Origin of the sequence: Pseudomonas sp. S5D5 (genome assembly GCF_003013355.1) — a bacterium.
Classification (GTDB): domain Bacteria; phylum Pseudomonadota; class Gammaproteobacteria; order Pseudomonadales; family Pseudomonadaceae; genus Aquipseudomonas; species Aquipseudomonas aylmerensis.
In genome coordinates, this window is the sequence record NZ_PTEO01000001.1 from 4283063 (window position 1) to 4295800 (window position 12738).

Genomic DNA, 12738 nt, shown 5'->3' on the forward strand with positions numbered 1-12738 from the left:
CTTAACGCGTGGCCATCGCGGCCAATTCTTCGCGGGTGCTGCTGATGCAGGCACCGGCCTTGAGCAACTCGTTGACGGCCTGCACACCGCCCTCCTCGCTGATACTGCGGCACGCCGGCACGTGCAGGACCACCTCCAGCCCGGCCTTGAGCAGTTGCAGGGCGGTGGTCTTGACGCAGTAGTCGAGGGCCAGGCCGCCGACGATCACGCGGCTGACACCTTGGGCCTTGAGGTACTCGATCACGCCGGTGGAGAGCTTGTCGTGCAGGTCGTGGTAGCAGGCGCCGTAGGGGTGCAGGTCGGGTTCGACGCCTTTCCAGATGAAGTAGTCGTAGTCATAGGGCGTGGGCAGTTCGTCGAGCAAGGTAAAGCCCTCGGTACCCGGCACGCAGTGGCTGACCCAGGTGACATCGGCGTGGACCAGGCCGGTGGGCTGCAGCATCTCGCTGTGCTGCGTGACCACCCAGGGTGCATGCGGGGTGTGCGCGTCCTTGCTGCCGACGCGGTGGCCGGCGAGGCTGGCCATGAAGTTGAGTTCGGCACCGATCTGATCACCACCGACCACCGGCAATTCGTTGGGGCACAGCGGCGTGAAGCTCTTCTGGGCATCGACGTCGAATGAAGCAATGGCGGTTTTCGCGAGGGTCATGGTGGATCTCCTGTGGCCTGGAATTAAAAGTACACGTCATGTACTTTCATTGCAAGAAACATTTAGATATCTATCCCGGGCCCAGTACATGACATATCTGTTCGATCCGCTAGACTGTGCCTCATCGTTGTTCAGAAGGACGTCACATGCCCCTTAGCCCCTACCTCCATACCGTCGACCTGTGCGTTCTGTGCTATTGCCGCACGGGCGGCGAACTGAAACTGCTGCTGAACAAGCGCGAGGCCGAGCCGTTTGCCGGGCACTGGGCACTGCCCGGCGTGGTGGTGAATGGCGACGTGCAAGATCTGAGCCTCCAGGCTGCCGTGGAGCGTTTGCGCACCAGCGACAAGGTCGGCCTGGCGTTGGCCTGGAGTGAACAAGTGGGCACGGTGGGTGACGCGTTTCGCGATCCGCGTTGCTGGTCGTCGTCGACCTTTTACCTGGCGATCGTCGCGGATGAAGTCAGCCTGGGTGAGCATCAGGGCTGGTTTGCGCTGAAAGCAGTGGCCGATGGCAGCATCAAGCTGCCGTTCGATCACAACAGTATCGTCGCGGCGGTGCAGGAACGGTTGCTCTCCAAGTCGCTGTACAGCAGCTTGCCGCTGATGTTCCTGGGCAATGAATTCAGCGCACCGGAAGCGACCACGATCTTTTCCCTGGTGCTGGAGCGGCCGGTATTGAAGACCAGTATTCGCCAGCGGCTATTGAAGCTGACAGAGGCGGGGTATCTGCGTGAGACGGGGCGCAAGAAGCACGGTGAAGGCGGCCGACCCCAGGCGACGGTGGAGAACCTGAAGCCCGGGATGGTGTATTTTTTTGATCGCAGTTTCGCCGAGTAAAACACCCCTGCAGGCGCCCGGCTTGCCGGGCGCCTACCAGGATCAGTTCATCCAGTTGCCACCGTCGACGTTGTAGGTCTGGGCCACCACATAGTCGGCCTCTTTGGACGCCAGGAAGATTGCCATCCCGGTCAGATCCTCTGCCGTACCCATCCGCCCGAACGGCACCTCACCCCCTACCCGCCTCTTCTTCTCGCCAGGCGGCAAACCTTCATGCCTGGCGAACAGCGCATCCACCCCATCCCAGTGCTCGCCATCCACCACACCGGGGGCGATGGCGTTGACGTTGATGCCTTGCTTGATCAGGTTCAACCCCGCCGATTGCGTAAGGCTGATCACCGCCGCCTTGGTTGCGCAGTAGACCGCCACCAGCGGCTCACCGCGCCGCCCGGCCTGGCTGGCCATGTTGATGATCTTGCCGCCGTGGCCCTGGCTGATCATCTGTCGCGCGGCAGCCTGCAGGGTGAACAGCGTGCCGGCGACATTGATCGAGAACAATCGCGCGTAGCTGTCGCGGGTGATGTCGACGATGGGCGCCAAGTCGAACAACGCAGCGTTGTTGATCAGGATATCGAGCCTGCCGGCCTGGGCGACCACGGCGGCAATCGCGCTGTCGATGGAGGCCTGGTCGGTGACGTCCATCGCCACCGCGTAGGCCTGGGGGCCCAGTTCGGCTGCAGTAGCCTGGGCGCGTTGCAGGTTGATATCGGCGATGGCAACAGTGGCGCCTTCGGCAATGTAGGCCTGGGCAAACGCGCGGCCGATTCCGCGCGCCGATCCGGTGATCAGCGCGCTCTTACCTTCGAGTCGTTTCATTGAGGTGTCCTGTCAAAACTATTTCGGGTAGCCGGCGCGTTTCATCTCGCGCTCGGTGGTGGACTGCGCCTGCTGCAACGCCTGGTCAACCGACATGCCGCCGGTGAGCGCCGCCGAGAACAGCTTGCCGACGGAGGTGCCGATGGCCTGGAACTCGGGGATGGTCACGTACTGGATGCCCACGTACGGCACGGGTTTGGCCGAGGGGTGCGCGGGGTCGGCGTGTTTCATCATCTCCAGGGTCACCTGAGCGAACGGTGCAGCCTTGAGGTACGCCGCGTTGTAGGTGGATTGACGGGTGCCCGGCGGTACGTTGGTGATGCCTTCTTTATCCGCGACCAACTGGATGTACGCCTTCGACGTCGCCCAGGCGATAAACGCCTTGGCGGCGTCCTTGTGCTGGGAGGTGGCCGGGATCGCCAGCGACCAGGCGTAGAGCCACGAGGAGCCTTTGTCGGTGACTTCGGTGGGGGCAGCCGCGAAGCCGACGCTGTCGGCGACCTTGCTCTGGCTCTTGTCGGTGGTGAAGGAGCCGGCGACGCTGGCATCGACCCAGATCGCGCATTTGCCGCTATTGAACAGCGCCAGGGTTTCGTTGAAGCCGTTGCTGGACACGCCAGGCGGGCCGTATTGCTTGAGGGTGTTGACGTAGAAGTTGGCGGCGGCGGTCCACTCAGGGCTGGTCAGCTCGGGCTTCCACTGCTCATCGAACCAGCGCGCGCCAAAGGCATTGGCCATGGTGCTCAGCAGTGCGATGTTCTCACCCCAGCCGGCCTTGCCGCGCAGGCATATGCCGTATTGGCCTTGGTCCTTGGCAGTGAGCTTGGCGGCGAACTCGCCGAGCTGCGTCCAGGTCGGGTGCGCGGGCATGCTCAGGCCAGCCTGCTTGAACAGGTCGGTGCGGTAGTAGGTCACGGTGCTTTCGCCGTAGAACGGCAACGCATACAGGGTGTCGTTGACCGACAGGCCCTGGCGCACCGACGGGAAGATGTCGTCGGCATCGTAATCGGCCGGCAACTGGGTCAGCGGCTCCAGCCAGTGCTTGGCGCCCCACAGCGGCGTCTCATAGGTGCCAATGGTGAGCACGTCAAACTGCCCGCCCTGGGTGGCGATATCGGTGGTGAGGCGCTGGCGCAGCACGTTTTCTTCCAGTACTACCCAGTTCAGCTGGATGTCCGGGTGTTGCTGCTCGAACACCTTGGACAGGCGCTGCATGCGGATCATGTCGCTGTTGTTGACGGTGGCGATGGTGACGGTGTCGGCGGCCTGGCCGGGCATTGCCACTGCCAGGCCGGAAAGCAGGAACAACGCGTGCGGGAGCTTGAACATGGCGGTTTCCACCTGTTGTTTTTGTTGTTGAGCGCCGATTACAGCAGCTTGGCCAGTCCCCCACAAACGCAGGGCGAATGCTCGACTGATACTTTTTTAACCGCCGCTCCAGGATCAAAAAAGTATCAGTGCCGGACGAAACCAGGGGTAGCGCACGGCTTGCCAATCCGCGTATTTTGAGCCGATCCAACAAGTAAAAGAGGCATCACCATGCCCATCAGCCGCGCCCAACTGTTCGAACACCGCCCTGCCGAGCTTGAAGTGATCCTGCCTGAGCCGGACCACTGCTTTCGCTGGTTCGAACATGACTACCCCTATGACCTGGCGCGTTGGAATCACCACCCCGAATTTGAAATCCACCTGATCCGCCAGGGCAGCGGCAAGCTGGTGGCGGGCGACTATATCGGCGCGTTCGGTGCCGGGCATGTCGCGCTGATCGGCCCGGACCTGCCGCACGACTGGATCGGCGAGCTGGCTCCCGGCGAATACCTGAGCGGCCGCGACGTGGTGCTGCAATTTGACGGCGCCGCCCTCCTCGCCTTGCGCAAGACCCTGCCCGAACTCGGCGACTTGCAGCCGCTGTTCGAGCAAGCCCGGCGCGGCCTGGAGTTCACCGGCGCCACGGCGCTGCAGGCTGCCCGCCTGATGGAAGCCATCGGCAGCGCCCACGGCCTGCAGCGGTTGATCCTGTTCCTGCAACTGCTCGACACCCTGAAAAACGCCCCGCCTCCCCAGGTAAAGGCGCTGGCCAGCCCCTGCTACGCGCCGACCCTGGACGCACGCAGCGCCGAACGCATCAACAAGGCCTTCGACTACTTGATGACGGAGCTGACCGGCGACGTGCGCCTGTCGGTCATCGCGCAGCAACTGGAGATGAGCGAACCGGGCTTCTCGCGCTTCTTCAAACGCAACACCGGCCATGGATTTATCGACCTGATGCGTAAATTCCGCGTGCAACGCGCCTGTCGGTTGCTGCTGCAGAGTGAGATGTCGGTGGCAGATATCTGCTTTGAAGTGGGCTACGCCAACCTGTCCAACTTCAATCGGCATTTTCGCATCGAGATGAACCAGACACCGAGTGAGTATCGGCGCGAAACCGCGATGCACCTGTTCAATCGCATCGAGAAAATGACACCCAGCCAATTTTGACCAAAAGGTCGATTAATCGCGCTTTTTTCCATTTAGCTCAATCCCTTGAACAAAGTTGGTACGCCACGTGCAAACGTTTGCGGAACGAACTTGCCAGCCAAGTTCACCACTACCCGCAGAATCGGGTTCCAACCGCGTACGAATAGGGATTTTCAATGCACCCCACCTCAAGGCCTCGTGCTTGCTTTGGTGTTTCCTTGCTACTGGCTGCCGTTACGGGAGTACTCAGTGCACCCATTTTGGCGCAGCAAAAACCCGTGGATGACTCGGCACAGGGCGAAACCCTCAGCCCCGAAGCCAGCCCGGCTAAAAAAGGCGTGTATTGGTCGGATTGGTTCAACCAGGACCTGACCTTGATCGGCAGCAAAGACATCAGCTTTGGCCCCAAGCCGCAGGACGACGTGTACCTGGAATACGAGTACTTCGGCCGCAAGGGACCTTTCGAGCTGTACGGCTACATCGACGTGCCGAAGATCCTCACCATCGGTAACAGTAATGACAAAGGCGTGTGGGACCATGGCTCGCCGGTGTTCATGGAGCATGAGCCGCGTATTTCCATCGACTACCTGGCGGGGCGCAGCCTGGCCATCGGCCCGTTCAAGGAATGGTACGTGGCGTTCGACTGGATCTACGACCACGGCAGCAACAAGGACAACCGTGCCAACACCCTGTACAGCGGCCTCGGCACCGATATCGACACCCACTCGCGGGTCAACCTGTCGGCGAACTTCTACGGGCGTTACCAGTGGGAAAACTACGGCGCCAGCAATGAATATTCCTGGGATGGCTACCGCGCGCAGATGAAGTACATCGTGCCCATCAGCCGTTTCGACAACGGTGCCTCGCTGACCTACATCGGCTTCACCAACTACGATTTCGGCTCGGACCTGCACAAGGACAACCCGGCACGCACCGCCAATTCCCTGGTGGCAACCAACGTGCTGCTGTACTCGTTCACGCACCTGCGCTTCACCCTGGTCGGTCGTTACTTTCATAACGGCGGCAACTGGGAGGATGGCAGCGAGCTGAACTTTGGCGAGGGCAACTTCCGCGCCCGCTCCGACGGCTGGGGTTACTACGCCGGCGTGGGCTATCAATTCTGATCAAGGAGCATTCGATGAAAGCGTTTACCCGTCTGTCACTGGCCATCGGCCTGGCGCTGCTGCCCCACGTGGTGCTGGCTGATACACCCGCCCCGATCAAGCCCAAGGTGATGCTGATCACCATGTTCGCCCCCGAAGCGCAAACCTGGATCGACCGCCTGGCACTCAAGCAGGAAGTGCGCGTGCCAGGCCTGTCGGCCGAATACCCGGTGATCCGCTGCAACACCGAGGACGTCTGCCTGCTGGTCACCGGCATGGGCCAGACCAACGCCGCCGCGTCCACCCTGGCACTGGCCCTGTCGCCCAAGTTCGACCTGCGCCAGAGCTATTTCCTGATCGCCGGGATCGCCGGGATCAGCCCCAAGCACGGCACCCTCGGCACGGCGGCGTGGGCGCATTACCTGGTGGAATTCGGCACCCAGTGGGAGCTGGACTCGCGAGATGCGCCCAAGGACTGGCCAACCGGCTATATCGGCATCAACACCAAGGGGCCCAACGAGAAACCACCGTTGGACTACAAGACCGAAGTGTTTGAGCTGAACCCGAAGCTGCAAGCCAAGGCGTTTGCGCTGTCACAAAAAGTCGAGCTCACGGAAAGCAAGGAATCCAGCGCCTGGCGCAAACACTACCCCGCCGCGCCAGCCAACCAGCCGCCGCAGGTCACCGGCTGCGACACCCTGGCGGGTAACACCTGGTTCTCCGGCACACGCCTGAGCGAGCGCGCCGAAGTCTGGACCCAGCTGCTCACGGACAATAAAGGCGAGTACTGCACCACCCAGCAGGAGGACAACTCCACCTACGAGGCCCTGCTGCGCGCCAGTCGCGAAGGGTTGGTGGATATCCAGCGCCTGGCGGTGGTGCGTGCCGGCTCCGATTTCGACCGCCCTTATCCTGGCTACAGCGAAGTGGACAACCTGCTGAAGTACGCCGATCAAGGCGGTTTTGTACCGGCGCTGGAGAACCTGTACCGCACGGGCAACCCGCTGGTGCAAGCGATCCTGAAGAACTGGTCGGCGTGGGAAAAAGGCGTCCCCGAAGCCTGACGAGCGTTGACTTGTGGGGGGGCTGGCTTGACTGCGATGGCGGTGGGTCAGCCAGCTTCGCCGCTACTCACACTCCGCCTTCGCGAGCAAGCCCGCTCCCACAGTGGAGCTGCGCCAGACACGGGACTCAAGCCTGCACTCGATCAGTGTGGGAGCTGGCTTGCCTGCGATGGCGGTGGGTCAGCCAGCTTAGCCGCTACTGATACTCCGCCTTCGCGGGCAAGCCCGCTCCCACAACGGAGCTGCGCCAGACACGGGACTCAAGCCTGCACTCGATCACTGTGGGAGCTGGCTTGCCTGCGATGGCGGTGGGTCAGCCAACTTAGCCGCTACTGATACTCCGCCTTCGCAGGCAAGCCCGCTCCCACAGTGGAGCTGCACCAGGCACGGGACTCAAGCCTGCACTCGATCAGTGTGGGAGCTGGCTTGCCTGCGATGGGGGTGTGTCAGCCAACTTCATCGCTACTGATCCACCGCTTTCGCGGGCAAGCCCGCTCCCACAGTGGAGCTGCGCCAGGCACGGGACTCAAGCCTGCACTCGATCAGTGTGGGAGCTGGCTTGCCTGCGAAGGCGGTGGGCCAGCCAACTTCACCGCTACTGATCCACCGCTTTCGCGGGCAAGCCCGCTCCCACAGTGGAGCTGCGCCAGGCAGGGGACTCAGGCCTGCACTCGCCCCCCCCTTTTTTGAGCGTGTCAGGGCAGGAGGATGATCTTGTCAGCGCTGCCCTGGTTTACGTCTTGATAGCACTGCACACCGTCGGCCAGTGCCACTTCGCGCAGGCCGGTGGGCAGCGGCAGCAGGCCTTCGTCGAAGAAGCGTCCGAACTGCTCGAGCATCACCGCGCATTGCTCGCAGTTGTAGAGCAACGAATTGATCCCCACCACCGAGCCACCCTTGCGGTACAGGGCCAGGGCCGGCAATTGCACGTGGCCGTCCACCGGCGCGGCGATGATCGCGATGCGACCGAATGGCGCCAGGCCCGCCACGGCCGCCGGCAACCAGAAACCGGTGGTGTCGAAGATCACATCGGCACCGCCCTTGAACACCGCGCTCACCTGCGCGCCCAGCTCGTCCGGCGTGCCCAGGGCAATCGCGTCGACACCCTGCGCCTGCAACACCCCGACCTGCTCGACCTTGCGCACCGCCGCCAGCACCTGGGCCCCGCGAATTTTCGCCAAGGCCAGCGCCGCGCTGCCGACCGCACCATTGGCACCGATCACCAGCAGCCGCGTGCCTTTGCCGACACCGCTGCGTTCCAGGGCATCCCAGGCGGTGGTGTACGGCACGCCAAGGCTTGCGGCCTGGGCAAAACTCAAGTGGCTGGGTTTATGCGCCACGCCCTTGGCGGACACGGTGAGGTACTCGGCGTGGGAACCATCGGCGAAAAAGCCCAGGTCGCGTCCGGTGCCCCACACGGCCTGACCGACCAGCGCCTGCGGCCCCTGCACCACCACACCGGCAAAATCGCGGCCCGGAATGCGCGGCAAGGTGGTGTAGGGGAAGCGGCCGAGCACGTTTTTTACATCGCTGGGGTTCAGGCCCGCGGCCTTGATCTGGACCAGAACTTCACCGGCCGCCGGCACCGGGGTAGCGACGTCGACGAAACCCAGGGCGTTAAGGTCGCCGGTAGCGGAAAACTGCAGTGCTTTCATGACGCAATCCTTAGGAGGGAAAGAAAATCAGGACAACCAACCGCTGACCAGTTGCCGCCCCATGGGCCACAGTTGCTCGCCGAGCAGCATGCCCATCAGGCCCACCAGGGCGATGGCCGGCGGCGCGGGCGAGCGAAAATCCAGCGCGCCGTAAATCACGCCGACAAACAGGCCGATGGCGAGGGAGATCAGGTAGTTCATGGGGGCTGCGCCTCAGGGGGTTGATGGGCTCAGTGTAGAGAGCCCATTTCTGAAGCATCGGCCAAGTGCTTCAGGATTTCGGCCAACCCCTCAGCCGACGTATTGCGAAGGCGCCACACCGAGTTCGCGGCGAAACATGTCGCTGAAACTGCTCGGCGAGTACCCAAGCGACCGTGCGATCGCACTCACAGACTGGCCCTGGATCAACTCCGCCACCGCCGTGGCCAGTTGCACCTGGCGGCGCCACTCGGCAAAGCCCATGCCCAGGTTGTGCTGGAACAGCCGCGCCAAGGTGCGCACGCTGGCACCGGCCGTGTCCGCGTGCTGCTCGAAGGGGATTTCCAGGGACGGCTCGGCCATCACCGATTGGCATGCGTTGATCAGGCGTCGGTCGGCCTCGACCGGCATGGCGATGCGGATCTGCGAGCGACGCGCCCGTTGCAGCTCCAGCAGGGCCAGGCCGACCACCGCGTCGTAATACGCCGCGTCAGCGCTGTCGCCCTGCTCCACCAGCGCGACGATCAGCTCACGCAGCAGCCCGCCGACCTCAATCACCTGCACCTGGCTGTCCAGCGTCGCCGCCAATGATGGGCGCAGGTAGATATTGCGCATCTGCAGGTCCGACACCACCCGGATCCCGTGCTCCACCCCAGGCGGCAACCACACGGCACGCTGGGGCGGCACCACCAGGGCTTCGCGAGGGGTCTCGACCCACATCACGCCGCTCATGGCGTAGAGCAATTGTCCCCAGTCGTGACTGTGCGGCTCCACGTACAGTCCACGCGGGTAAGTACGCGCCAACGGCTGCACGGGGACGGCATGATCACTGAGGTCGGGGGGCGCAGCCAGGGCCATGGGGGGGCACATCAATCAAGGGTGAGTCGCCATGGTAATGACCACCGCTCGACAATCCGAGTGAATTTTTAGCGCCCGCGAGGATCACTTGCTTTACACCACCAGGGTTGATGGGCCAATGAATAACGCAAAACTGTTCGTGATCGACTACATCCTCCATGGCGAGCCGAAGTCATTCATCATCCGCCTGGAAAAGCTCGACACCCTGGAAGCCTGGCATTGGGCAAGCTGTGATGCCGGCGTGGGCCGTATCGGCCGTTTCGCCCGTGAGCAGGTCAAGAAGACCAGCCGGGAGCAGGCCGAGAAGTTCGGCATTACCAACGTGCAATGGCGCCGCTCGGATGCGCGCGCTCAGGCTTGATCAGGGAGAAAACCATGGATTCAATCAATGGCAGGGCGCGCATTGATTACACCCGCGACACTTTGTTCGGGCCGCTGGCCAAACAGGCCGAGTGTCAGGTGAGCCTGCAACACGCGCCAGGCTGGCTGGTGCTGAAGGTCTTCCAGCCACTGCCGGATGATCTGCATGACGCGCAAACCGTGGTATTTGCGCTGGAGGGCCGCCGTACCAGCGGCGTGGTGAAAGACCGTCAACGCCTGCCCGATCATAGCCTGCGGCTCGAACTCGAACGCCAGTGACCGCAGAAACTGCGTAGGAGCCGGCTTGCCGGCGATGGCGACCTCAAGATTCGTGCAGTCCTTGGGGGCGCATCGCCGGCAAGCCGGCTCCTACGGGGGTTAGCCTTTAGCCGACTTGGCGCATTCGCAGCCAGTGGCCGCCGCACACGGCTCGCCATGGGCATGATGCTCGGCACAGCCCTGGCAGCAATAGCCCTTGCCGTCCTTCATTACCGCATCAGCTCCCAGCACACACTTGCAGTGTGGGCAGGCACAGGTTTTATCGGGCATGGTCAGACTCCTTCTTCATGGTCGTCCCGGTGCGGCGAGCGCCGGCACCTTAAGCAGTGACTGCCGCCTGCCGTCGATGGTTCAAACCATCAGTCGGTGCGCGTATTGCTTCGGTACATGAACACCAAAGCCAGGGCCAGACACGCCATTGCAACGATCCGGGCGCCCGACAATTCGATCGCCGGGTTGCCCAGCCAGCCGAAGTTGTCGATCAGCATGCCCATGCCCAGTTGGCCGAGGATCACCGCCACGGTGGCGACCGCCGTACCGACCACCGGCACCGCGCCGACCATCACCATCATGTACACCACACCGAACAGCGCGCCGGTCAGTTGCCATTTAGGCACGTCCAACAGGGTCACGGGATAGACCGGTTCGAAGAACAGAATCATCAGCGCGGTAACAATCGCCCCGACCACGAAGGTCACCAGGCTGCCGCGCAATACACCCACCGCCTGGCCCAGGCGACCATTGATCGCCGCCTGCACACTCAACACCGCCCCTGCGGCAATCACCAGTACCAATAACAGAATCAGATTCATCGCCTTAACCTCGTGCAATCAAAACAAGTGCCACCACGATCAACGCCAGGGCAATCCAGCGCTCGCCATTCACGCGCTTGCGCGCCGTGCCAAACCAGCCGAAATGGTCGATCAGCACGCTCTTGCCGACCTGGCCCGACAGAATCGCGATCATGGTCATGGCAATCCCGATATGCGGCGTGGCCAGGGTCAGCACCACCACGTACATCGGCCCCAGGAAGCCGCCGATCAATTGCCAGCGCGGCAGCTCGGACAGGGCCGGGCCCTTTTGCGGACCGCTGAACAACAGCAGCAAATACAGGATCGCCGAGCCGACGCCGAAGATGCTCAAGGTCGCCCACAAATGCCCGACTTGCACGCCCAGTGGCCCGAGCAGGCCGGCTTCGACCGACAGCCCCATACCGGCCAGGATCACCAACGGCAACAGCAGCAGCCGCAGGAGGTTTTTTTTCGGCTTGGCTTGCGCCACGCCCTCGATAGAACTTGCTTGCATACATCACCTGCACATCAACAAAGGATTGGATGACGCGCATTATCCGGTGGTCGTCCTGTGCGATAAATGGGAGCATACGGACAACACCTTTGCGCATTACGCACAGCCTGGAGGCATGATGCAGGGCTTGAATGAATTGAGTTTCAAGGCGCTACGCCTGTTCGTGGCGGTGCTGGACCATGGCAGCTTTTCGGAAGTGGCACGCCGCGAAAGCCTGGCACCCTCCTCGATTTCCCGGCAGATCCAACTGATGGAACAGGCCCTCGGCCAGCAATTGCTCTATCGCCACACCCGCGCGGTCAGCCCTACCGAGGCCGGGCGTTTGCTGGGACGCCACGCGCGCTTGATGCTGGAACAACTCGAAGCCGCCGGCCAAGCGCTGCAGGAGCAGGAAAGCGAACCCAGCGGCCTGGTGCGCATCAACGCGCCGATGGTCTTTGGCCAGCGTCACCTGGCACCATGGCTGGGCGAGTTGTGCCGGCGCTACCCGAAGCTGCAACTGGATATCCAGCAGACCGACACCTACGTCGACCCGCTGCAAGACGGCACCGACCTGATGTTTCGCATCGGCGTGCTCAACGACTCCAGCATGCAGGCACGCATCTTTGCCCCGCAGCGTTTTCGCCTTGCCGCCAGCCCCGCCTACCTGGCCCAGCATGGCACGCCGACCCACCCTGACGAACTGATCGACCACCAGTGCCTGGCCTACAAGGGCATCACCGGCCAGCAACGCTGGTTCTTCCGCAAGGGCCAGGGCGACTGGAAGCCCTACAGCGTCAAGGGCCCGATTACCGGTAACCACGCCGACACCCTCACCCACGCCGCCGAGCAAGGCCTGGGGCTGGTGGTGTTTCCCTCCTGGTTGATCGGCGAAGGCCTGCGCGCCGGCACGTTGCAGGCGGTGCTGACGGACTATGAGGTGGCGACCACCCTGGAGCCCCAGCAGATCGCCGCGTTGTGGCCGGGGAGCCGACGGTTGTCGCTGAAGGTGCGCACGGTGATCGATTACTTCGTGGAGTGTTTTGGCAGCGTGCCGTATTGGGATCGGTGAGGCGGGTTGAGTGTGCAGGACATCGCTGCTGCGGATTTTTCCCACCCAATGAGGTAGGCCCGTTCTGTTTTTCCGGGCCAGCATTTTCCAGCACGGCAGGCTCG

Annotated in this window: 16 protein-coding genes; 7 read left to right on the forward strand and 9 right to left on the reverse strand. The window is 62.7% G+C overall.

All coding sequences use genetic code 11. The annotated features are described in order from the left end of the window. Position 1: 1 nt before the first annotated feature. Positions 2–649 carry a nicotinamidase gene (locus C9990_RS19285; protein WP_106804323.1) on the reverse strand — a complete coding sequence of 216 codons (648 nt, stop codon included), beginning with the start codon at positions 647–649 and terminating at the stop codon, positions 2–4. Between the two features lie 146 nt (positions 650–795). Here C9990_RS19285 and C9990_RS19290 point away from each other — a divergent pair, with 146 nt between their 5' ends. Beyond that, a complete protein-coding gene (locus tag C9990_RS19290) occupies positions 796–1488 on the forward strand; it encodes an NUDIX hydrolase (protein WP_106804324.1) in 693 nt (230 codons plus the stop codon). Between the two features lie 42 nt (positions 1489–1530). Here C9990_RS19290 and C9990_RS19295 read toward each other — a convergent pair whose 3' ends face one another. After that, positions 1531–2304 carry an L-iditol 2-dehydrogenase gene (locus tag C9990_RS19295; RefSeq protein ID WP_106804325.1) on the reverse strand — a complete coding sequence of 258 codons (774 nt, stop codon included), beginning with the start codon at positions 2302–2304 and terminating at the stop codon, positions 1531–1533. A gap of 18 nt (positions 2305–2322) precedes the next feature. Continuing rightward, on the reverse strand, positions 2323–3633 hold the full coding sequence (locus C9990_RS19300; RefSeq protein WP_106804326.1) for a sugar ABC transporter substrate-binding protein: 1311 nt from the start codon (positions 3631–3633) through the stop codon (positions 2323–2325). A gap of 210 nt (positions 3634–3843) precedes the next feature. Between C9990_RS19300 and C9990_RS19305 the strand changes: the two genes are divergently transcribed. From C9990_RS19305 to C9990_RS19315, 3 genes are all read left to right on the forward strand, one after another. After that, on the forward strand, positions 3844–4782 hold the full coding sequence (locus C9990_RS19305; protein ID WP_106804327.1) for an AraC family transcriptional regulator: 939 nt from the start codon (positions 3844–3846) through the stop codon (positions 4780–4782). Positions 4783–4937: 155 nt separating this feature from the next. Then, the gene (locus C9990_RS19310) at positions 4938–5885 is read left to right on the forward strand and encodes a nucleoside-specific channel-forming protein Tsx (RefSeq protein WP_106804328.1); all 948 of its coding nucleotides are present in this window, start codon (positions 4938–4940) and stop codon (positions 5883–5885) included. A gap of 14 nt (positions 5886–5899) precedes the next feature. Continuing rightward, complete coding sequence (locus C9990_RS19315) at positions 5900–6928, forward strand: purine nucleoside permease (protein ID WP_106804329.1); 1029 nt, start codon at positions 5900–5902, stop codon at positions 6926–6928. A gap of 695 nt (positions 6929–7623) precedes the next feature. Here C9990_RS19315 and C9990_RS19320 read toward each other — a convergent pair. The 3 genes from C9990_RS19320 to C9990_RS19330 form a co-directional block, all read right to left on the reverse strand. Then, a complete protein-coding gene (locus C9990_RS19320) occupies positions 7624–8583 on the reverse strand; it encodes a zinc-binding alcohol dehydrogenase family protein (protein WP_106804330.1) in 960 nt (319 codons plus the stop codon). A 27-nt stretch (positions 8584–8610) separates the two neighbouring features. Continuing rightward, positions 8611–8784, reverse strand: coding sequence for a DUF1427 family protein (locus C9990_RS19325; RefSeq protein ID WP_074851542.1), 174 nt, complete (start codon positions 8782–8784; stop codon positions 8611–8613). 90 nt (positions 8785–8874) lie between these two features. After that, positions 8875–9639: a helix-turn-helix transcriptional regulator gene (locus tag C9990_RS19330; protein ID WP_065906001.1), complete on the reverse strand. Its 765-nt coding sequence runs from the start codon at positions 9637–9639 to the stop codon at positions 8875–8877. A gap of 118 nt (positions 9640–9757) precedes the next feature. Here C9990_RS19330 and C9990_RS19335 point away from each other — a divergent pair, with 118 nt between their 5' ends. Further along, entirely contained in the window at positions 9758–10000 is a 243-nt protein-coding gene (locus C9990_RS19335) for a DUF6555 family protein (protein WP_106804331.1), read from the forward strand. Between the two features lie 14 nt (positions 10001–10014). Then, a complete protein-coding gene (locus C9990_RS19340; protein ID WP_065905997.1) occupies positions 10015–10278 on the forward strand; it encodes a hypothetical protein in 264 nt (87 codons plus the stop codon). Positions 10279–10377: 99 nt separating this feature from the next. Here C9990_RS19340 and C9990_RS19345 read toward each other — a convergent pair whose 3' ends face one another. The 3 genes from C9990_RS19345 to C9990_RS19355 form a co-directional block, all read right to left on the reverse strand. Further along, positions 10378–10548, reverse strand: coding sequence for a metallothionein (locus tag C9990_RS19345; protein WP_016977247.1), 171 nt, complete (start codon positions 10546–10548; stop codon positions 10378–10380). An 89-nt stretch (positions 10549–10637) separates the two neighbouring features. Continuing rightward, entirely contained in the window at positions 10638–11090 is a 453-nt protein-coding gene (locus C9990_RS19350) for a DMT family transporter (protein WP_106804332.1), read from the reverse strand. Between the two features lie 4 nt (positions 11091–11094). Next, a complete protein-coding gene (locus tag C9990_RS19355) occupies positions 11095–11583 on the reverse strand; it encodes a DMT family transporter (protein ID WP_065905993.1) in 489 nt (162 codons plus the stop codon). 118 nt (positions 11584–11701) lie between these two features. Between C9990_RS19355 and C9990_RS19360 the strand changes: the two genes are divergently transcribed. Continuing rightward, entirely contained in the window at positions 11702–12634 is a 933-nt protein-coding gene (locus C9990_RS19360) for a LysR family transcriptional regulator (RefSeq protein WP_106804333.1), read from the forward strand. Positions 12635–12738: the final 104 nt, after the last annotated feature.

Coding starts and splice junctions, on each gene's coding strand:
- C9990_RS19285 (WP_106804323.1), bottom strand. CDS start 649: ATGACCCTCGCGAAAACCGCCATTGCTTCATTCGACGTCGATGCCCAG.
- C9990_RS19290 (WP_106804324.1), top strand. CDS start 796: ATGCCCCTTAGCCCCTACCTCCATACCGTCGACCTGTGCGTTCTGTGC.
- C9990_RS19295 (WP_106804325.1), bottom strand. CDS start 2,304: ATGAAACGACTCGAAGGTAAGAGCGCGCTGATCACCGGATCGGCGCGC.
- C9990_RS19300 (WP_106804326.1), bottom strand. CDS start 3,633: ATGTTCAAGCTCCCGCACGCGTTGTTCCTGCTTTCCGGCCTGGCAGTG.
- C9990_RS19305 (WP_106804327.1), top strand. CDS start 3,844: ATGCCCATCAGCCGCGCCCAACTGTTCGAACACCGCCCTGCCGAGCTT.
- C9990_RS19310 (WP_106804328.1), top strand. CDS start 4,938: ATGCACCCCACCTCAAGGCCTCGTGCTTGCTTTGGTGTTTCCTTGCTA.
- C9990_RS19315 (WP_106804329.1), top strand. CDS start 5,900: ATGAAAGCGTTTACCCGTCTGTCACTGGCCATCGGCCTGGCGCTGCTG.
- C9990_RS19320 (WP_106804330.1), bottom strand. CDS start 8,583: ATGAAAGCACTGCAGTTTTCCGCTACCGGCGACCTTAACGCCCTGGGT.
- C9990_RS19325 (WP_074851542.1), bottom strand. CDS start 8,784: ATGAACTACCTGATCTCCCTCGCCATCGGCCTGTTTGTCGGCGTGATT.
- C9990_RS19330 (WP_065906001.1), bottom strand. CDS start 9,639: ATGGCCCTGGCTGCGCCCCCCGACCTCAGTGATCATGCCGTCCCCGTG.
- C9990_RS19335 (WP_106804331.1), top strand. CDS start 9,758: ATGAATAACGCAAAACTGTTCGTGATCGACTACATCCTCCATGGCGAG.
- C9990_RS19340 (WP_065905997.1), top strand. CDS start 10,015: ATGGATTCAATCAATGGCAGGGCGCGCATTGATTACACCCGCGACACT.
- C9990_RS19345 (WP_016977247.1), bottom strand. CDS start 10,548: ATGCCCGATAAAACCTGTGCCTGCCCACACTGCAAGTGTGTGCTGGGA.
- C9990_RS19350 (WP_106804332.1), bottom strand. CDS start 11,090: ATGAATCTGATTCTGTTATTGGTACTGGTGATTGCCGCAGGGGCGGTG.
- C9990_RS19355 (WP_065905993.1), bottom strand. CDS start 11,583: ATGCAAGCAAGTTCTATCGAGGGCGTGGCGCAAGCCAAGCCGAAAAAA.
- C9990_RS19360 (WP_106804333.1), top strand. CDS start 11,702: ATGCAGGGCTTGAATGAATTGAGTTTCAAGGCGCTACGCCTGTTCGTG.